Source organism: Allorhizobium undicola ORS 992 = ATCC 700741, from assembly GCF_000621665.1.
Taxonomy (GTDB): domain Bacteria; phylum Pseudomonadota; class Alphaproteobacteria; order Rhizobiales; family Rhizobiaceae; genus Allorhizobium; species Allorhizobium undicola.
The window spans coordinates 37,699-57,778 of the sequence record NZ_KK211327.1 but is presented as its reverse complement, the minus strand read 5'-3'; the positions used below and the strand labels follow the sequence as shown (position 1 = coordinate 57,778).

16 protein-coding genes and 1 pseudogene are annotated in these 20,080 nt (G+C 58.5%); 10 read left to right on the top strand and 7 right to left on the bottom strand.

The window, feature by feature from the left end:
- Positions 1-195: 195 nt before the first annotated feature.
- Entirely contained in the window at positions 196-495 is a 300-nt protein-coding gene (locus tag T424_RS0119045) for a DUF1883 domain-containing protein (protein ID WP_027489120.1), read from the top strand.
- A 13-nt stretch (positions 496-508) separates the two neighbouring features.
- Here T424_RS0119045 and T424_RS0119040 read toward each other — a convergent pair whose 3' ends face one another.
- The 5 genes and pseudogenes from T424_RS0119040 to T424_RS0119025 all read right to left on the bottom strand — a co-directional run bounded on the left by T424_RS0119040 (position 509) and on the right by T424_RS0119025 (position 5,724).
- Entirely contained in the window at positions 509-1,822 is a 1,314-nt protein-coding gene (locus T424_RS0119040) for a replication-associated recombination protein A (RefSeq protein WP_027489119.1), read from the bottom strand.
- Positions 1,819-3,237: a DegQ family serine endoprotease gene (locus T424_RS0119035; protein WP_027489118.1), complete on the bottom strand. Its 1,419-nt coding sequence runs from the start codon at positions 3,235-3,237 to the stop codon at positions 1,819-1,821. The genes T424_RS0119040 and T424_RS0119035 overlap by 4 nt, the downstream gene beginning before the upstream one ends.
- Before the next feature lie 185 nt (positions 3,238-3,422).
- Positions 3,423-4,090 (bottom strand): annotated as a pseudogene (locus T424_RS23110) (transposase); the annotation flags it as partial.
- A 163-nt stretch (positions 4,091-4,253) separates the two neighbouring features.
- The gene (locus T424_RS0119030; protein ID WP_027489117.1) at positions 4,254-4,688 is read right to left on the bottom strand and encodes a CBS domain-containing protein; all 435 of its coding nucleotides are present in this window, start codon (positions 4,686-4,688) and stop codon (positions 4,254-4,256) included.
- Positions 4,689-4,932: 244 nt separating this feature from the next.
- Positions 4,933-5,724 carry a rhomboid family intramembrane serine protease gene (locus T424_RS0119025; RefSeq protein ID WP_027489116.1) on the bottom strand — a complete coding sequence of 264 codons (792 nt, stop codon included), beginning with the start codon at positions 5,722-5,724 and terminating at the stop codon, positions 4,933-4,935.
- 267 nt (positions 5,725-5,991) lie between these two features.
- On the opposite strand from T424_RS0119025, the gene T424_RS0119020 reads away from it, so the two are divergent.
- Positions 5,992-7,920: an acid phosphatase gene (locus T424_RS0119020; protein WP_027489115.1), complete on the top strand. Its 1,929-nt coding sequence runs from the start codon at positions 5,992-5,994 to the stop codon at positions 7,918-7,920.
- A gap of 605 nt (positions 7,921-8,525) precedes the next feature.
- Positions 8,526-9,137, top strand: a complete 612-nt coding sequence (locus T424_RS0119015; protein ID WP_027489114.1) for a PilZ domain-containing protein — start codon at positions 8,526-8,528, stop codon at positions 9,135-9,137.
- 174 nt (positions 9,138-9,311) lie between these two features.
- Here T424_RS0119015 and T424_RS0119010 read toward each other — a convergent pair whose 3' ends face one another.
- The gene (locus T424_RS0119010; RefSeq protein WP_027489113.1) at positions 9,312-11,159 is read right to left on the bottom strand and encodes a L,D-transpeptidase family protein; all 1,848 of its coding nucleotides are present in this window, start codon (positions 11,157-11,159) and stop codon (positions 9,312-9,314) included.
- A 359-nt stretch (positions 11,160-11,518) separates the two neighbouring features.
- Here T424_RS0119010 and fumC point away from each other — a divergent pair, with 359 nt between their 5' ends.
- From fumC to T424_RS0118995, 3 genes are all read left to right on the top strand, one after another.
- On the top strand, positions 11,519-12,910 hold the full coding sequence (fumC, locus tag T424_RS0119005) for a class II fumarate hydratase (protein ID WP_027489112.1): 1,392 nt from the start codon (positions 11,519-11,521) through the stop codon (positions 12,908-12,910).
- Positions 12,911-13,011: 101 nt separating this feature from the next.
- On the top strand, positions 13,012-14,634 hold the full coding sequence (locus T424_RS0119000) for a fumarate hydratase (RefSeq protein WP_407921407.1): 1,623 nt from the start codon (positions 13,012-13,014) through the stop codon (positions 14,632-14,634).
- A 340-nt stretch (positions 14,635-14,974) separates the two neighbouring features.
- Positions 14,975-16,042, top strand: a complete 1,068-nt coding sequence (locus T424_RS0118995) for a GGDEF domain-containing protein (protein ID WP_027489110.1) — start codon at positions 14,975-14,977, stop codon at positions 16,040-16,042.
- Between the two features lie 43 nt (positions 16,043-16,085).
- Here the strand turns inward: T424_RS0118995 and T424_RS0118990 are convergent, their stop codons facing one another.
- Positions 16,086-16,442: a gamma-butyrobetaine hydroxylase-like domain-containing protein gene (locus tag T424_RS0118990; RefSeq protein ID WP_027489109.1), complete on the bottom strand. Its 357-nt coding sequence runs from the start codon at positions 16,440-16,442 to the stop codon at positions 16,086-16,088.
- Between the two features lie 282 nt (positions 16,443-16,724).
- On the opposite strand from T424_RS0118990, the gene moaA reads away from it, so the two are divergent.
- The 4 genes from moaA (at position 16,725) to mobB (ending at position 19,903) form a co-directional block, all read left to right on the top strand.
- Complete coding sequence (gene moaA, locus T424_RS0118985) at positions 16,725-17,714, top strand: GTP 3',8-cyclase MoaA (RefSeq protein WP_051559293.1); 990 nt, start codon at positions 16,725-16,727, stop codon at positions 17,712-17,714.
- 142 nt (positions 17,715-17,856) lie between these two features.
- Positions 17,857-18,741, top strand: coding sequence for a DMT family transporter (locus tag T424_RS0118980; protein ID WP_037068451.1), 885 nt, complete (start codon positions 17,857-17,859; stop codon positions 18,739-18,741).
- Positions 18,738-19,388 (top strand): molybdenum cofactor guanylyltransferase MobA, encoded by a 651-nt coding sequence (gene mobA / locus T424_RS0118975; protein ID WP_027489106.1) that lies wholly within the window; start codon positions 18,738-18,740, stop codon positions 19,386-19,388. The genes T424_RS0118980 and mobA overlap by 4 nt, the downstream gene beginning before the upstream one ends.
- Positions 19,385-19,903, top strand: coding sequence for a molybdopterin-guanine dinucleotide biosynthesis protein B (mobB, locus tag T424_RS0118970; RefSeq protein WP_027489105.1), 519 nt, complete (start codon positions 19,385-19,387; stop codon positions 19,901-19,903). Before mobA ends, mobB begins: the two co-directional genes overlap by 4 nt.
- Positions 19,904-20,080 lie beyond the last annotated feature (177 nt).

The window sequence follows — 20,080 nt, the reverse complement described above, 5'->3', positions numbered from 1 at the left end:
CCAAGGCCATTTCCTGTCAGCCAAACGTCGATTTTCCGGCAAGGTTCCAGAAAGGATTGTTACTTTTTATTAAGTCGAACAATCTAATTTAGACACACATCCACCCCGACATGCCGTAATCGCTGTGCCCTGTTTGCACTGAGGCGGCATTCTCGGAGGGGTGTAACACCATGGCAAGCATTGTGGAGGATGCCGGTGAGCAAGGTCAGCTTCCGTTTCACCCATTACGACCTGAAGGAATTGCGCGCAGGCGCGATTATCGAGGTCTCTCTCTCGGCGGTAAACAATGTGCGCCTGATGACCGCGACGAATTTCCAGCGCTTCAAGGAGGGGCTGGATTATAAATATGCCGGTGGCGTTGCCAAGAAGGCCCCGGTCAAGCTCGTCATTCCCGAAAGCGCCCATTGGCACCTGATCGTCGATATGGAGGGCCATCACGGATTGGCGGACTCCTCCGTGAAGATGATAGCTCCACCCCTGAAAAAAGCAGGTTGAGAAGCAGGGTAGCTTACCCCCTCTGACGCTCGCGCCTCAGCTTTGTCCACCAGTCCAGCCGTTTGCGGATTTCACGTTCGAACCCACGTTCAGGTGGATCGTAAAAGGTCTGGCGGCCCATTTTTTCCGGGAAATAGTCCTGTCCGGAAAAGGCATCCGGCTGGTCGTGATCGTAAAGATAGCCCTCGCCATAACCCTCGCCTTTCATCAGCTTGGTCGGCGCGTTGAGAATATGCTTGGGCGGCAATAACGACCCGTTTTCCTTTGCCGCCCGCATGGCCGCCTTGTAGGCGGTATAGACCCCGTTGGACTTCGGTGCGGTGGCAAGATAGACGCAGGCCTCAGCCAGCGCCAGCTCCCCCTCCGGCGAGCCCAGATAGTCATAGGCATCCTTTGCGGCGTTACAGATCACCAGCGCCTGCGGATCGGCAAGCCCTATATCCTCCACCGCCATGCGCACCAGTCTGCGGCCGAGATAAAGCGGGTCTTCGCCCGCATCGAACATGCGGCAGAGATAATAAAGCGCGGCATCCGGGTCCGAGCCGCGCACGGCCTTGTGCAGAGCGGAGATGAGATTGTAATGCCCATCCTGCCCCTTGTCGTAAACCGGCGCCCGACGCTGCACAATGCGTGACAGGCCTTGCGTATCGAAAACCTCGCCCGTGCGCGCCGCCCTCCAGACCTCCTCGGCCAGCGTCAGCGCAGCGCGGCCATCGCCATCGGCCATGCGCAGCAGGCTTTGGCGGGCCTCTTCGTCCAGCGGCAGCGGCTTTGCCTCCGCCGTCTCGGCCCGCTGCAACAGCGTTTCAAGGCTCTCGCCATCATGCGGACGGAAGGTCAGCACACGCGCGCGTGACAGCAGAGCGGCGTTCAGCTCGAAGGATGGGTTTTCCGTGGTGGCCCCGACCAGAATGATGGTGCCATCCTCCATGACGGGAAGAAAGCTATCCTGCTGGGCGCGATTGAAGCGATGGATCTCATCCACGAACAGCAGCGTCTGGCGGCCTGCCATGCGCCGGGTGCGGGCCGTCTCGAACACTTTCTTGAGGTCGGCAACGCCGGAAAATATCGCGGAAATCTGCTCGAAAGCCAGTCCCGTCTCGCCGGAAAGCAGCCGCGCCACCGTGGTTTTGCCGGTGCCGGGCGGCCCCCAGAAGATCATGGAGCCGATGGAGTTTGCGGCAATCATGCGCCGCAAGACACCGTCCTCTCCCGTCAGATGCTCTTGCCCCGTCACCTCGGCGAGGGTTTGCGGACGCAAACGGTCGGCCAGCGGCCGCCTCGACGCCATGTCCTCGCTGAGATGCGGAGCAAAGAGATCACTCATCGGAAAATCTGCCTCAGGGTCTGACCGTCACGGTTGATTTCCACCCGCCAGAAATTCGGCTGCGTGCGGGTGATCTTCACCACATCGGCTGTGCTTTCAACAGTCTGGCCGTTGATGGACAGGATGATGTCCTTTGCCTTGAAGCCCAGCCGTTCCGCGACGGAGCCATCGGCCACCTTGGTAATCGCAACGCCCGTGGCATCGGTAGCCATTTGCAGCTCATAGGCAAGCTTTGGCGAAAGATTGCCAACCGTGGTGCCGCTGAAGGGATTTTGCCCGGAAATCACCTGCTCTTCGCGCGGGCGCGTTTCCGGCGCACCGCTGAGGCTGAGGGAGATGTCATGCTCCCGGCCCTCGTCCACCACTGTCAGCGTTACCGGCTTGCCAACGCCGGAGGTTGTCAGGCGGTAGTTCAGCGCATCGGGATGCTCGACCGGAATGCCGTTCACCGCCGTCACCACCTGACCGGCCTTGATCCCGGCCTTGGCGGCCGGACCACCCTCGACGGTCTTGACCACAAGCGCCCCCAGAACCCGCTTGAGGCCCAGCGCTTCGGCCACGTCCGATGTTACAGGCTCGAAAGTCGCACCGACATAAGGTCGCTCGAAATTCTTGGCGCCGCGATCGGCGGCAGCGAGAAAGACCTTTACGAGATTGGCGGGAATGGCGAAGCCCACGCCATTGGAACCGCCACCCTTGGAGAAGATCGCCGTATTGATGCCGATCAGCTCGCCATTCATGTTCATCAGCGCGCCACCGGAATTGCCCGGATTGATGGCGGCATCGGTCTGAATGAAGAAGCCGAAATCGCCCTCTGACACCTGGTTGCGCGCCAGACCGGAGACGATACCGCTCGTCACCGTCTGCCCCACACCGAAGGGGTTGCCGATGGCCAGAACCAGATCACCCACCTCGATCCGGTCGGAATCGGCAATTTTCAGAACAGGCAGGCTTTCCTTCGCGTCGATTTTCAGGACCGCCAGATCCAGCCGCTCGTCCTTGAGCAGCACCTTCACCGGAAATTCGCGGCCATCTGACAGGGCGACCTTGATGTCATCTGCCCCTTCGACCACGTGGTTATTCGTCACCACGGTCCCATTGGATTCCACGATCACGCCAGAGCCTAGAGACGATTGCTTTTCCGTGCGATTGGGAAAGCGCTGTCCGAAAAACTGCTCGAAGAAGGGATCGCCCGCAAAAGGATTGGTGCGCCGCTGCACGATGCGTTCGGCATAGACATTGACCACCGCGCCATGCGTTTCCTTCACCAGCGGCGCAAAGGAGGCCTGCACGTCGGCACGGCTTTGCGGCACGGCGCGACTGTCCTCAGCCACGGCGGGCAGGCTGGACACCAAAGGGCCGGACAGGACGACAAGCGCCAGACAAGCGGACAGGTTCAATTTCAGACCACGCATGAAAACTCCTCTTGCTGTGGTTTTATATGGGCTTACACATGAATTCAGACAAGGAAAATAGACCGATGAGGGGCAAATTGTGGCAATGAACGCCCCACCCACAGCTACAGCGCCGTGCGTTTTGTCAAACGCACGGCGCTGTAGCATTTTAAATCTGCTGCATAATTTCTTAAATCGATTCCGATTTAAGAAATTATGCAGCAGTCATCTGAATCTGAAGTGCGGTTTATTGTCTTTTGGCTGAAGCGATTGACGGACGCGAGGATCTGGTCGGCGGATTTGACCCACTTGTACGGCGTTGGTCTTTCGTTGTGGCTTTGGATGAAGGCGTCGATGTCAGCTTCCAACTCTGCGGTGGAGCGGTGTACACCGCGCTGCAACTGCTTTGGTGTCAACTCCGCGAACCAGCGCTCGACCTGATTGATCCAGAATGCCGACGTTGGCGTGAAATAAACATGCCAGTGCGGACGGCGCGCAAGCCATGCTTTGACTCTCTGAGTCTTGTGTGTCGCGTAGTGTCCATCACCAGATGCACGTCCGGCCCAACGGGCATTTCAGCGTCGATCCGCTTCAGGAAGTCGAGGAATTCGGTTGCCGGTGACGCTTATAGCCATGGCCGATCACCGCGCTGGCGGTAATGTCGAGCGCCGCGAACAGCGATGTAGTGTCTGGATTTGCGATTTCTCATCAACGCAGAGTATGATATCACCCGGTCCGGGGACGACATATAGAGGCCGACGAAGAGCGGATCAGAGGAAAACTTGAACGTTTCGGCACGGTGCGGATGCAGGCCGAATGCGGCCCATATCCGACGGATGGCGGTATGCGACAGTCCGATATCGGCCGCCATCGTCAGATCGGCGCTATAATTAGCGGAAACCGCGGCACTCTCCCATTATTTCAGGACCAGTGCAAAGTGACGGAAAGATCGCTTCTTCAGCGGCATGATATTCGCGTTCAAAGACACGCCTCAAGGACCATCAGACCCGTGAAGCATGTCTTTGATTTAGGGCCGCTTATCCTGCGATATAGGCCTTGATATGTTCGGCTTCCATTTCCACCTCGCGAATACGCTGCTTCACGACGTCGCCGATCGAGATGATGCCGATCAGCTTGCTGTCGCTTTCCACGGGAACGTGGCGGAAGCGCTTGCTGCTCATAAGCTCCATCAACTCATTGACCGTGCTGTCTTCGTTGCAGCGATGGACGTTGGCGGTCATGAACTTGGACACCGGAAGCTCAAGCGCTTGCGCCCCCATGCGGCCGATTGCCGAGGCCAGATCGCGTTCGGTAAAAATCCCGACTATGCGATTTTCCATACCGACCACCACGACAGCACCGATCTTGTTTTGATGCAGCGTTGCGGCGGCCTCCCCCAGCGTCACCGTTGGACCAAGGGTAACGACGTTGCGGCCCTTTTCATCCAGAATCATTCTGACTGTCACAGACATTGCTTCCCTCCTTCAGCAAATCTCCGGCATTCACGAAATCCAGGCAGGCAGGTCCAAGGCGTATTCCAAGGAGAAAGCATCGGCTGCAACTGCCCTCTGCGCCCGCCTCCTTTGCGGGTGCGCGGCGTGTTGTCCTCCAACAACCCGCCGATAACGATAATGTGCCTTTATTTTAGAGAGGATGCAACACGCGCAGATAGAAGCGCGCCGCCTTTTCATATACCGGTCCAGAAAAACGGCAGTCTTATGAGTGGCTTGCGCCACTAGCGCCCGAACGGTCGAAAAGGGCAAAACCCAAAAATCCGATCAGGAAGCCGGCAATATGGACATCCCAGGCAATAGCGCCCGATTCGCCACCCAGAAGATTGATGCCGAAGGCCACAAGACTGTTGAGCAGCAGATAGGCGAACGCGAAGGTGACAACCGTGCGGCGGCGAAGCGATGTAATCACCGTCATACGCGGCACTAGAAAACGCTCCTCCCGAAACCAGGGCTCCCTGAACTCCGCACCCAGCGCAAACCGGCACAGACCACCCATCACCCCGGATATAACACCCGATGCGCCCACCAGCACGGTTTGATCCTGCCAGAACAAGGCCGCGTGAACCGCTGCACCGCCAGCAGCACAAACCAGCCACATCGCCATGAAGCGAAGCAAGCCGATGCGCAGGAAAACCGGCGTACCGAAGGCCGCCAACGCAACGGCATTGAAAAGGTAATGCTGCACATTGCCGTGCAGGAGCGAATAGGTAACGGGCGTCCAGAGCCAGGCGAGATCCTGCTCGGCCAGAGGGAATGTATAGCGCACGGGCAGAAAGCCGAATTCGAGCGTAATCCACTCAGCAATTTCGTCCGAGGTGATCCAGTTCTGAATGGCAAAAATAACCCCCATGAACAGCAGCAGGCTGAGCAATGGTCCGGGAATGTTGAAAACGCGCTCACGTTCGCGCCGTGCCGCCCCCCCCTGAGGGGCCAAAGCCTCGTTCTCGTTCTCGTCCTCTTCGCCTCGGGGCGGCTCCCACTGCCTGTCACTCATATGCGCGCGTTCCTTTATCTGCCAGCAAGGCATAAAACAGGAAACAGACAAAGAGAAGACAACAAAACGCCACTGAGCAATAACAGCAGACTGACGCCGGACGGGTTACGGAGAGACTTGTCACGAATAGAAAACACAGAGCGCTTGACGGGCGTGAAGACCTCTCATTTAATTCAGCAACCTGACGAATGAATATACTCATCACCTTCATGATGGCGTCATGCGCCATGCTTATGCCCGTGCCATTTGCAACCGAGAGGCTTTTTCATGTCATCGTCGCGCCGATTCCGCCTTTTGCCCATGCTTGCCTTTGCCACCGCGCTCACGCCTGCGCTGGCCATTGCCGCAGGCTCGTCCGTCCCGGCCCCGCCTTCCGGCCTTGGGCATGAAGACAGCGCTCCCGCGCCCTCCGGGGTCCCGGCCTATGTCGATACAGGGGCAACCAATCAGCGCGGCATCGCCTGCATGGCCACCCTCGAAACCAATGCCGGTGTGCGGGTCCTGTCGGGCTTCCTCGACCTGTGGACGCCAAGAAGCGCCTTCGTGGATGCCGATCAGGACGCCCCCGAAGCAAATGGCTGCGCAGCCGTTGTCAAATCCGATTGGGATGGCCTGCCCGGCAGCGCTACGGATGGGGTGAAGAAACACCCGGAAATTCACGAGGCCAATATTGCCTATTCCGAAAAGGTGACAGCGGCCCGCACACCGGAACAGGCCCTTGCCGCCTATCTCGATGACCGGCGCAACAAGGCCTACAGCATTACCGACGGCCTTGGTCCATTGACGGAGGCCTGGCGCAAGGGAACGCGCCAGATCACCACGATCACCGACATGGCGCCGGACGCAACGACGGTGAAATACGACGACAAGGGCAATGATCGCGGCGTGGGCTCGAAGGACAATGCCGATCTGGGCAAAGCCGTGGACCTTATGAATGCGACAAGCGAAAACGGTTCGACCGAACCCGCCAAGCGCTTTTACAAATATGCCCGCCCCTTCCGCGCCAGCGACAAGGTGGCCGTGCTGCCGCAGCTGATGCCCGCCAAAAGCTCCAAGCCAGCAGGCGATGGCGGCTTTCCCAGCGGGCACACCGCCGAAGGCTGGCGCAATGCGCTGACCATGGCCTATCTGGTGCCGCAACGTTATCAGGAAATGCTGACGCGCGCGATGTTGATGGGCGAAAACCGCATTCTCGCGGGAATGCATCAGACCTTCGATGTCATTGGCGGTCGGGTTCAGGCCACCGCTGTCGTCGCCTATAATCTCAACCGCTCGGAATATGCCCCGCTGAAAACCGAGGCCTATCAGCAGACGCAAAGCTGGCTGAGCCATGAGACCGGCAGCACGAGCTTTGCCGAGCTTTTCGCCCGCGCCCATCAGGCCATCCCGCAGGACGGCTTTGCAAATTATGCGGCCAACAAGTCGTTTTTCAACCAGCGGCTGACCTATGGCTATCCGCAGATTACCGATGCAAACCTGCCGCCAATCGTGCCGAAGGGCGCGGAAGTGCTACTGGAAACCCGTCTGCCTTATCTGAGCGCGGAACAAAGGCGCGTGGTCTTGAAGACAACCGAAATTGCCTCTGGCTATCCCATTCTCAACGACGCCGAAGGTTGGGGCAGGCTAAACCTCTTTGCCGCCGCCGATGGCTATGGCGCCTTCAACGGCGACGTGACGGTGACGATGGATGCCGGGCTGGGCGGCTACCATGCCGCAGATAGCTGGAAAAACGATATTTCCGGCGCGGGCAGGCTGAAGAAGCTCGGCAGCGGCCTGTTATCGCTGAGCGGCGCAAACAGTTATGGCGGCGGCACACTCATCGCAGGCGGAACGCTTGCAGCACTCTCACCCTCTGCGCTTGGCAAGGGCGACGTCTTCGTCGAAGCCGGAACGCTTCAGGTCAACAGCCCTGCGACCGTTGCGATCGACGGTCAGTTTACGGCCACGAAGGATGCGAATGTCGCCCTGACTGTGACGAAATCCGATCAACCGGCATTGACCATCGCAAAGACCGCCCACATCGCCGATGCGCGCCTCCTCGTACAGATTGCCGCAAATGCCGCCCCCGCCAAAGGCACAGCCATCCGCCTGATCTATGCCGGAACGCTTGAGGGGAAATTTGCCGAGGTGGTCGTTCAGGGCGGCGATGCGGAGATTGCCTATGACAAGACCGGCGTAACGCTCACCTTCAAATAGACCCGGTTGCTGCCTTGGCTGCGATGAAGGAAACCAAAAAAGCCGTCCGGCTGGGCCGGACGGCAAGGTGATAGCCGAATAGATGACGCATGAAGTATCGGCGCCGATAAAAAGGCGTGACACTTCACCTGATCGATGCCGCTCGCAGCCGAGGTCAGTAGCACCGGGCGGCAGGAACAATCACGAGATGCATGTCACAGAGATGTGGAGGCAGCAAGCGACATTCCCCCATAGCGTTAATTGTGCCTTTATTTGCAACCAGAAACGGAGGAAACCCGGTGGAATCTCTCTGTTGGGCAAGGCATTCGCTCCTGCCTTGAAAATCGCCTGAAGGCAGCGCTGCACACGGGGATAAACGCTTTGCGCGCAAAACCTTATCCACAGCTTATCGCGAAAGGCGATTTTCCGGCGCAGTCCACACCATCGGCAACAATGCTTGAAAACATATATTTTTCATTTCTTTACAGAAATGACTCGAGCACTGAAATACCCACCCGGCACCAAAGGCGGGTCAAGACGGAACACATTGGCGGCGCAACCCACAACCCTCTATTAAGACATGTTCTCTAATATATGGTGAGGGTCATTTTATTAAGAAGCATGTCATGTATTCCTTTCAACCTTCGCACTCCACAGCACCGGCGAGACGGCATGTTCAGCGCGCCTTCCAGCGCGTTGCGGTGCGGCTTGAAGGTCGGCTGATGCTTCCCACGCATGACGAATATGCCTGTGTGACCATGGACATGTCGCCCGGCGACGTGCGCTTTCTCTGCGCTGCCCGGCCAGTCGCAGGCCAACGCATCATCGCCTATCTCGAGCATGTCGGACGCATAGAAGGGAGCGTGGTGAAATGCACCGAGGACGGCTTTGTCATTTCTATCACCGCCACAGACCGCAAGCGGGAAAAGCTGGCCGCGCAACTGACCTGGCTTGCCAACAAGCATGAGCTGGGCTTGCCCGAGGACCGTCGTCACGACCGCCTCACGCCACGCAAGACCCAGACCGAAATACATCTGGAAGACGGCCGCAGCTATGCCTGCCGCATCATGGACCTTTCCCTGTCAGGGGCAGCAATCACCGTGGACGTCCGGCCCAATCTTGGCGCCCCCGTTCGGCTTGGCAATATGCGCGGCCGGGTGGTGCGCCACTTTCTGGAAGGCGTGGCTATCGAGTTCAGCACGCTGCAATCGCGCGATGCATTGAGCGAGTTTCTCTAGAGCCTTTCCCTGTTTCATGGAAACAGGGAAAGGCTCTAACTGTTTGTTTTTACGCATTTCCGGACGGAAAACCGGTTTCCACTTTTCCTGAAAATGCTCTAAGATTTTTCAAGTGCAATAAAAAACCCGGCATCTCTGCCGGGTTTTGAGCTTTTATGGCCTGCCGCAAACGCCTCAGCTCTGCGCCTGACGGGCTTCCGACGTAGCGATGAATGCCTTTCGGGTCGCTTCATCGCGGCTGTAGATGTCGTCGTAATAGCGCACCGCACCATCCTTGTCGGGCCATGCTGTGAAATAGGAAACATAGACCGGGAATTTCTGCGGCACCTGCACAGCACGGTTCTGGCCGGAGGCAATCTGCTGGTTGATGTCGTCAACCGTCGTTCCCATGACGGCAGCGGCCATCACGCGCGGCTCCGCCAAGCGCACGCAACCATGGCTGAGCGCGCGCATGTCGCGCTTGAAAAAGCTCTTGGCGGGGGTATCGTGCATATAGATGGCATGGGCATTCGGGAAGAGGATCTTCAGATCACCCAGCGCGTTGTCGCTGCTTGGCGGCTGACGCACATCCACATCGGGATTTGCGTTCCAGTCGAGCTGCGAGGAGTTAACCTTGCGGCCCTTGTAGCTCACCTCGTAACCAAGCCTGTCCAGATAGCTTGGATCCTGCCGCAGTTTCGGCATGAATTCGTTGACGATGATCGAGCGCGGCACGCCCCAGTAAGGGTTGAACTCAACCGTCTGGATCATGTTCTGGAAGAAGAACGTCTGGTGCTGCGGCGCACCCACAACAACGCGCATGGCCAATTGCTGCTGGCGATCATTGATGTAATAGGCCTCGAAGGCAGGCTGGTTGATGAAGACGTAACGCGGCCCCAGATCGTTGGGCAGCCAGCGCAGCTGCTCCATGGCAATCACCAGTTTTTCGATCTTCTCCGCATTGGAATGGCCCACCATGGTGCGGATCGTGGCATTGCCGATCACGCCATCGGCCTTGAGGCCCCGCTCCTTCTGATAGCCTTCCACCAGCGCCACCAGTTCAGGCGTATAGTCCAGGCCGCCGGTATAATTGGTCAGGGTCAGGGCGTGTTCGGTCTTCAGCGAATCGCTGCCAAATGCCTTGACGCCAGCAATGATATTCGGCAGTTCCGGGCTGGAGCCGCCGGGCTTCAGCAAGGTGTTCGGCTTGATGCGCACCGGCGCCTGCTGCTGCTGACGATCTTCGCTCAACAGGCGCTGCAACTCGGTCTTGAGCGCGGCAAATTGCGGGTTCGCCGGATCACGTCCGCGTAGATAGGCAGCGACATCCGGGCTGGTGCGCAAAAGATCCAGCACGGGTTGCAGGTTGACGGCCTTGCGCTTGAAATCGTGATAACCGGAGATCTTGTTGGGATCCAACCGTCCGCGCGTCGTATCCTGCACATAGGTCAGAAGCTTGGCGGAGAGATCAAGCTCCACCTTCATCAGCGCCTTGCGGCGTGCGTCGGCATCCATGCCATCCAACCCGTCCGGCACCTTGACCGCGTAGTCGCCAGGCTCAAGCCCAACGGCTTCGGCACCGGCCAGCGCTTCCATCGCCTGACGGCCCTTGTCGCTCACCCCGGCATCGCTGACCCAGATCGGCGCGCCCTTATTGTTGTAATAGGCCTCAACCGCCTGGGCCACGTCCGGCACGGCAAAAACCTGCACCTGCGACATGGCCAGTTGCGCCTGCGCAATATCATGATCGGCGCCAAACACGGCAATGGGCGTGGCCGGTGCGGTGATGGCAATCAGCCGGGGCTTTTCTGCCTTGTAGGTATAGTATTTCGGAGCATCCACTTTTTGCAGCGGCTCAGGATCGGCCAGCTGCTGGGGCGGAATGACTTCCTGCGGTGGCGGCTGGCGCTTCTGCGCGGCAGGCCCGCCGCGCAGCAGTTCCATCAGCGTGGTTGCCATGACAGGCTGGGTGCCTGCGCCCACCAGCGTTACGCCCGCAAGAAGGGCTGCCACGCAAGCCCGGTGAAGTCGAGAATTTTGCAACTGCTTCCCCATTCAGAAACACGTTCGGCAGAGACGGAATGTCCGCCATCTTTTGCCGGTTTCCTTAATGCGCTTCGCCCCATGATGGCAATGCACATTTCAGGCCTATATTGTCTCAAGGCGTTATCGAAAGGCCCGATTCACGGGCCTGCACATGGTTAACGCCTTTGAAAGTTTAAGGGTGCAACACCTTAATAAAAAGTAAGCAAAGGCCACAAAGCCATCACGCCTGGATGACATAATCGCGAGCGCGAAAGGCTTTGCGAGCGCAGCAAATACATGTATGGAAAACTCATATTTTTAAAATATCCGGCCCGCGCCCTTTTTCGTGGGCCGCGCCGCAGGAGGAACAGGCAGACATGACCGCGACCCGCACCGAAACCGATACCTTTGGCCCGATTGACGTTGCCAGCGACCGTTACTGGGGTGCGCAGGCTCAGCGTTCGCTCGGTAATTTCAAGATCGGCTGGGAAAAGCAGCCCCTGCCGGTGGTGCGTGCGCTTGGCATCGTCAAGCAGGCGGCGGCGCGCGCCAACATGGCGCTGGGTGTGCTGGATCCCGCATTGGGCGAGGCTATCATAAGGGCTGCGCAGGAGGTGATCGAGGGCAAGCTCAACGACCATTTCCCGCTGGTGGTCTGGCAGACCGGTTCCGGCACGCAATCCAACATGAACACCAATGAGGTCATCTCAAACCGCGCAATTGAAATGCTGGGCGGCGTGATGGGCTCCAAGAAGCCCGTTCACCCCAATGATCACGTGAACATGAGCCAGTCCTCCAACGACACCTATCCTACCGCCATGCATATCGCGGCGGCGGAACATGTGGTGCATCACCTCATTCCGGGCCTGAAGCACCTGCACGAAGCCCTTGATGCCAAGGCGAAAGCCTTTGCCCATATCATCAAGATCGGCCGCACCCACACGCAGGATGCAACGCCGCTTACGCTGGGGCAGGAATTCTCCGGCTATGCCGCGCAGGTGGCCTCCGCCATCAAGCGCATCGAACTCACCCTGCCCGGCCTCTACGAGCTGGCGCAGGGCGGCACCGCCGTCGGCACGGGCCTCAATGCGCCGGTCGGCTTTGCCGAAAAAGTGGCGGAAGAAATCTCAAAGATCACCGGCCTGCCCTTCGTAACGGCTCCCAACAAATTTGAAGCGCTTGCCGCCCATGACGCCATGGTCTTTGCCCATGGCGCCATCAATGCCGCCGCCGCCGCCTGCTTCAAGATCGCCAACGATATCCGCTTCCTCGGCTCCGGCCCGCGCGCCGGCCTTGGCGAACTGGCGCTGCCGGAAAACGAACCCGGCTCCTCCATCATGCCCGGCAAGGTCAACCCGACCCAGTCGGAAGCCATGACGCAGGTCTGCGCCCATATCTTCGGCAATCAGGCAGCCATTACCTTTGCGGGCAGCCAGGGGCATTTCGAGCTGAACGTCTTCAACCCGATGATGGCCTATAATTTCCTGCAATCCTCGCAATTGCTGGGCGACGCCGCCGTCTCCTTCACGGATAATTGCGTGGTCGGCATCGAGGCCCGCGAGGACAATATCAAAAAGGGCGTCGAAAATTCGCTGATGCTGGTGACGGCCCTGAACAGCAAGCTCGGCTACGACATCTGCGCCAAGATCGCCAAGACCGCCCACAAGAACGGCACGACGCTGCGCGAGGAAGCCGTGGGCGGCGGCTATCTGACCAATGAAGAGTTCGACCAGTATGTGCGGCCGGAACTGATGATCGGCCCCAAGTGAGGTAAAGCGGCGCAAATGTTGCGCCGCAAACTCCAGTTTAGAATCATTTGCAAACTCTCCGTCGCGGGACTAACGAAAACCGGAATGCACTCCCTTCCGGCATGAAAGGTCCCGCGATGGCTGATGATCTCTTTCCTCTCGGCAAAGACACGACTCCTTACCGCAAGCTCACCTCGGATTACGTCTCGGTCGAGACGTTCAAGGGTCAGGAAATCCTGAGCGTCGATCCTGAGGGCCTGCGGCTTCTGGCCGAGACCGCGCTCTCCGATATCAACCATCTGCTGCGTCCCGGCCATCTCAAGCAATTGGCCTCCATTCTGGAAGACCCAGAAGCGACCGACAATGACCGCTTCGTGGCCTATGACCTCCTGAAAAACGCCAATATTGCCGCAGGTGGCGTGTTGCCCATGTGCCAGGACACCGGCACGGCCATCGTCATGGGCAAGAAGGGTCGCCGGGTCTGGACCGAAGGCGGCGATTACGAAGCGCTGGCCAAGGGTGTGCGCGATGCTTACGAGAAGCGCAACTTGCGCTATTCGCAGCTCGCGCCCCTGAAGATGTTCGAGGAAAAGAACACCAGGACCAACCTGCCCGCCCAGATCGACCTCTATGAAGAGGGCGAGGACGCCTACAAGTTTCTGTTCATGGCCAAGGGCGGCGGCTCGGCCAACAAGACCTTCCTCTATCAGGGCACGCCGTCGCTTCTGACCCATGATCGGATGATCGATTTTCTCAAGGACAAGATCCTCTCGCTCGGCACGGCGGCCTGTCCCCCCTATCATCTGGCCATCGTCATCGGCGGGCTTTCGGCGGAAATGAACCTGAAGACGGTAAAGCTCGCCTCCGCCCGCTATCTGGACGACCTGCCGACCGAAGGTTCGGAATCCGGCCACGCTTTCCGCGATCTGGAGATGGAGCAGGAAATCCACAAGCTCACCCAGTCGCTCGGCGTCGGCGCGCAGTTCGGCGGCAAGTATTTCTGTCATGACGTGCGCGTCATCCGCCTGCCCCGGCACGGCGCATCCCTGCCGATCGGTCTTGGTGTCTCCTGTTCCGCCGACCGTCAGGCCAAGGGAAAGATCACCCGCGACGGCATTTTCATCGAGCAGCTTGAAACCGATCCGTCGAAATACATGCCGGAAATCGACGAGAGCGCTCTTTCTTCTTCTATGGTGAAGATCGATCTGAACCAGCCGATGAGCGCCATTCTGGCCGAGCTGACAAAGCATCCGGTCAAGACACGCCTTTCGCTTACCGGCACGATCATCGTGGCGCGCGACCTTGCCCATGCCAAGATCCGCGAGCGGCTGGAAAAGGGCGAAGGAATGCCCGACTACATGAAAAACCATCCAGTCTATTACGCTGGCCCCGCCAAGACGCCGGAAGGCTTCGCCTCCGGCTCCTTCGGGCCGACAACGGCTGGACGCATGGACAGCTATGTCGATCAGTTCCAGTCCTTCGGCGGCTCCATGGTCATGCTGGCCAAGGGCAACCGCTCGCGGGCCGTGCGCGAGGCCTGCAAAGCCCATGGCGGCTTCTATCTCGGCTCCATCGGCGGCCCGGCAGCGCGTCTTGCGCAGGATTGCATCAAAAAGGTCGAGATGCTGGAATATCCCGAACTGGGCATGGAAGCGGTTTGGAAGATCGAGGTCGAGGACTTCCCGGCCTTCATCGTCACCGACGACAAGGGCAATGACTTCTTCCAGGAATTCAACCTGAGCTAAAAACGACCATCTTCGCGGGGGATTTACCCATGCGATACTTCCGTTTGGAGCGCCGCGCGTCTCGCAGGATGCGCGGCGCTTTCGTGTAAGATACGAGTTTGTTTACCATATATGCCGAAGTTGCTTTCCTTTTCCAGGATAAACCCTGAATAGAATTCAAACATACGTCATGTTCGTAAATTCAAATCATCTGCTCGTTGCAGTGCTTCCGCATATAAAAGCAATGATTTGTATAAACAATTAGTGATTTTTTTTACAGGCAGGCAATGAGCTTAAACCTTTCGATACTTGTTTTCTGTAAATGGCATTAAGACATATGATGACGAGGTTGGAACCCAGCATGAGCCCGGCACCACCGCCGAAAGCGCCAACTGCTGACATTGCCGCGCAGATCGCTTTTGCCATGCGCTCGATGGGGGTGGCGCCTATTCCGCGGAACTACGAGCTGTTTTACGAGGCCTATATCGGCTCCAATCCGGCGCTGACCCGCCGTTTGAACAGCCTTGGCAGCCGCGCAGGACAGGAAGAGCTGGACCAGATCGCCGCAGAATTCAACCTGCACGGTTCCGAACGCATCATCGAAAGCGCCCATTCGCGCATGACCGCCGAACTCGAAGGCCTGCTGCTTCTGCTGCGCCGGGAGCAGGACTCGCTTTTGAGCTATAACCGCATTCTCGGCGAGACCTATGAGCGCATCGATGCCAAGAACCACTCCAGTGCCGATCTTATTCGTAACGCCATTACCATCCTCACTCGTGCGACCGGCGACACGATGGCGCAAGGCGAGGAAATGGTCGAAAATGTCAGTCGAAAATCCCAGGAAATGGACGCGGTCCGGCGTGAACTCGACGAGTATAAACGCATCGCCAACACCGATTCGCTCACTCGTCTGGCCAATCGGCGCGCATTCGATGAAAGGATAGCCTCGCTATTCGGCTTTCCCACCAGCCTGCCGAGCACGGCTCTGATCCTCATCGACATCGATCATTTCAAAAAGATCAATGACAGCTTCGGCCACCCGGTCGGCGACAAGATTCTGGCAACGGTTGCCGGCGTTATCCGCATGAACGTGCCAGCGGAAACCTTCGTTGCACGCACCGGCGGCGAGGAGTTTGCGATTATCATCGAAGGCATTGCGCAGGCGGATGCCTATGGGCTTTGCGAGCGCATTCGCACAAGTCTGGAGCAGACGCCATTCCGCAATTCACGAACCGGCTTGAATTATGGTCCGGTCACGGTCTCACTCGGCCTGGCCATGGCTGGCGCCTGTGAAGACGCCACGGAGCTTTACAGCCGAAGCGATCTTGCCCTCTACTGTTCAAAGAATGCCGGGCGCAATTGCACCCGTCTGTTCGAGGCGGGAATGCAAAAGGAATTCAACAAGAGCTGGCTGATCTACAAGCGGTAAACACAGGAGCATTGCCCATGGGGCACACCTGCTCACGGATGTTTCAGTCCCGCGCAAGCCCCTTCTCGGCAAGCTCTCGCTCATAGGCGGCAAACTTTTCTGCGCCCTGTTCCCCCAATTCACGAAGATAGGTCCAGGTGAAAATGCCGCTATCGTGACCATCGTCGAAGACGAGGCGCACGGCGTAATTGCCCGTGGCAATGGCATTGCGGATCGTGACATTTCGCTTGCCGGGCACGGTTTTTTTCTGCCCCGGCCCATGGCCCTGCACCTCGGCGGAAGGGGAAAGCACGCGCAACATTTCTGCGGGCAAACCATAGGCCTTGCCGTCATCAAAACGAATGGTCAGCAGGCGGCGATCTTCCGATATGCGAATTTCCGTTGGCCAGACGTCCGGCATTCAAGGCTCCTGTTCCTTCCCTGTTCGGGGGTATAGCTCCTGACCTGCAAATGCAATGGATTTCCGCTGGATACTCCCCACGTTAGAGCGCTGATGCGACGCCCGAAGATTGCGCCGACAAAAATGCGACCGCTTTCCTTCCAGTTCAAGGCAATATGAGAGGCTTTCCTTGACGGATGCCAGATGCCCCGCCAAATAGGATGGGTACATCAGGAGGTTTATGTGAATATTGCGCCCGGCATACTGGCCAATGTCCTGCCTGCCCCGGCAGATGGCAATTCCATGATCGATCCGTTCGGCCGCGCCGTCACCTATCTGCGGGTCTCGGTGACGGACCGTTGCGATTTTCGATGCACCTATTGCATGGCGGAAAACATGACCTTTCTGCCGAAGAAAGATCTGCTGACTCTGGAAGAGCTGGACAGGCTCTGTTCCGCCTTCATTGCCAAGGGTGTGCGCAAACTGAGACTGACAGGCGGCGAACCGCTGGTGCGAAAGAACATCATGTTTCTCATCCAGTCCTTGTCGCGGCATCTGGAAACCGGCGCATTGGAGGAACTGACCCTCACCACCAACGGCTCGCAACTGGCCCGCCATGCACAAGATCTCGCGCGTGCCGGGGTCAGGCGTATCAACGTATCCATCGATACGCTCGATGCGGAAAAATTCCGCAAGATTACCCGTTGGGGCGAGCTGGCCCGCGTGATGGAAGGCATTGAGGCGGCCCTTGCAGCAGGCATACGCATCAAGCTGAATGCCGTTGCGCTGAAGGACTTCAACGAGGACGAGATCGTCGATCTGATGCGGTTTGCGCATGGGCGTAGCATGGAGTTGACACTGATCGAAACCATGCCGATGGGCGAGGTGGAAGAAGATCGCACGGATCGCTATCTGCCGCTTACCACGGTTCGGGCCGATCTTTCCCGCCAGTTTACGCTAACCGATCTTCCTGACCGTACGGGTGGCCCCGCACGTTACGTGAGGGTGGAGGAAACCGGCGGCAGACTTGGCTTCATTACGCCGCTGACCCATAATTTCTGCGAGAGCTGCAATCGCGTCCGGCTGACCTGCACCGGCACGCTCTATATGTGCCTTGGCCAAAACGACGCCGCCGACCTGCGCGGCGCGCTGAGAGCCAGCGAAGACGACACATTGCTGGCGCGCGCCATTGACGAGGCAATTACCCGCAAGCCGAAGGGCCATGATTTCATCATCGACCGCACAACCAGCCGGCCGGCTGTTTCGCGCCATATGAGCGTAACTGGCGGATAATCATTGTCACCAGCAGAGCATTTCCAGCAAAAACCGATTTCGGTTCAACGCATTGTGAAGTAGTCTCACGACTCTGGTTTACAGTCTGAACGGACGGGCCTGAATGGACAGGATGTGTGGCATCCTGTCTCGGGAGACATGCGTGAACGGTTTCAACAACAGGAAGGGCGCGCTGTTCATGGCATCAGCCATGGCGGGCTTTACCATCAACGATGCCATGACGAAAATGCTGACAACATCGCTCAGCGTCGGCCAGATCATGTTCGTTCGCGGCGGACTGGCCTGCCTGATGATCTACGCGCTGATGCGCGTTCAAGGTATCGGCCTTAGCCTGGCACCGCTGCGCAACGGGCTGGTCAGCACGCGCGTGCTTTGCGAAATGCTGTCTTCCGTTGCCTATCTCACCGCCCTTTCTCTCATTCCACTGGCCAATGCATCGGCCATTCTGCAATCCCTGCCGCTTGCCGTAACCTTCGGGGCGGCGATTTTCTTTCGCGAGCCGGTTGGCTGGCGCCGCTGGCTTGCCATTTTCGCAGGGTTTGTCGGGGTCATGATCATCATCAAGCCGGGAGCGGAAGGCTTTACCGCACCGGCACTTTACGTGGTCGCCTGTGTCTTTCTTGCCGCCACGCGCGATCTCGTCACCAGCCGTATCCACGTTGCCACGCCCTCCATTGTCGTGACCCTGCTGACGGCCATCGGCAACACGGTTGCGGGCGCGGCCATCATTCCCTTCCAGGGCGGCTGGCAGAGCATAGAACCGCAAGTTCTCGCCCTGCTCGTCGCGGCGGCAGCGCTGATGTTCATCGGCTATCAATCAATCATTCTTGCCATGCGCTCGGGCGAAATTTCCTTTATTGCGCCGTTTCGTTATTCGGGGCTGCTCTGGGCCATCGCGCTTGGCTACATTCTATTCGGCGAAGTGCCGGACGCAACCATGACACTGGGCATGGTCATCATCGTCGCCTCCGGCCTCTACATGTTCAGCCGTGAGCGCAAGCGCCGCCGCGAGGCACGCAGGGCATGAGCGGACCTCCTTTTCCGGCTGTTGTTCTCGCAGGCGGGCTTTCTCGCCGCATGGGCGCAAACAAGGCGGAGGTATTGCTTGCGGGCAAACCGCTGCTTGCCCATGTGCTGGCACGGCTTGGCCCCCAAGCGGAAGAGATTGCCATCAACAGCAATGATCCTTGCGACAGTATGGGCTATGCCCGTATTGCCGATCCCCTGCCCGACCGTCCCGGTCCGTTGGCGGGCATTGCCGCAGCCATGACCTTTGCAGAAACCCGCGCCAGCCATGTGCTGACGGTGCCGGTGGATTCGCCCTTCATCCCGAAAGATCTTGGCAGGCGTCTTGGCGCGGCACTGGAAACCCTTCACGCGGCCGCCGCCACGGGACATGCTCCAGCCCCTCATCAGGCGATTGCGATTGCTTCCTCGTCCAACCGTCTGCATCCAGTGATCGCATTCTGGCCCACCAGCCTCCGGCATGAGCTGGTAAGCTGGCTTGCCGAGGGAAAGAGCCGCAAAGTGATGGACTTTCTCGAAGGCCGGAGCATTGTGACGGTCGAGTTTCCGCCGTTCGAAACACCGTCCGGCTCGTTCGACCCCTTCTTCAACGTCAACACCCCGCAGGATCTCGCCGCAGCCGAGGCCTTTCTGGCAACAGGATCATGAGCAGACAGCAAGCCGTTTTCGGGATTTCGGGCTGGAAAAATTCCGGCAAGACAGGGCTTACCGAAAGACTGGTCGCAGCTTTTACCGCGCGCGGTCTTGTCGTTTCCACCGTCAAGCACGCCCATCACGACGTGGATGTGGACAAGCCCGGCGCAGACAGCCACCGGCACCGGCAGGCAGGCGCAAGGGAGGTCGCATTGGTTTCCGCACAGCGCATGGCAATCATGCGGGAGTTGCGCGGCGAGCCGGAACCTTCCCTTTCAGACATTCTTGACCGGCTTGCGCCATGCGATCTAGTACTGGTTGAGGGCTATAAGCGCGACCCGATACCCAAGATCGAAACGCGACGCCTTGAGGCAAAGCGGCAGAGCCCGCTTGCGCCCGACGATCCGCATATTCTCGCAATTGCCGCCGATCACGCCGTTGCCGCTTGCAGCCTGCCCGTCTTCGATCTGGACGACACAGATGCAATTGCCGACTTCATCGAGAAAGCGGTCCTGTCACCCCGGACATGACAAAGCCCCGGATTGCGGCCGGGGCTTTTACAGCGCCGTGCGTTTATCAAACGCACAAAGGACGCTGTAAGGCTTCATAGTACACGACGCTGAGGAATTTGGCGTGGCCTACCCCCCTCTGCCTTGCCAGGCATCTCCCCCTCAAGGGGGGAGATTGCAATACGGACAAAGCGCCAT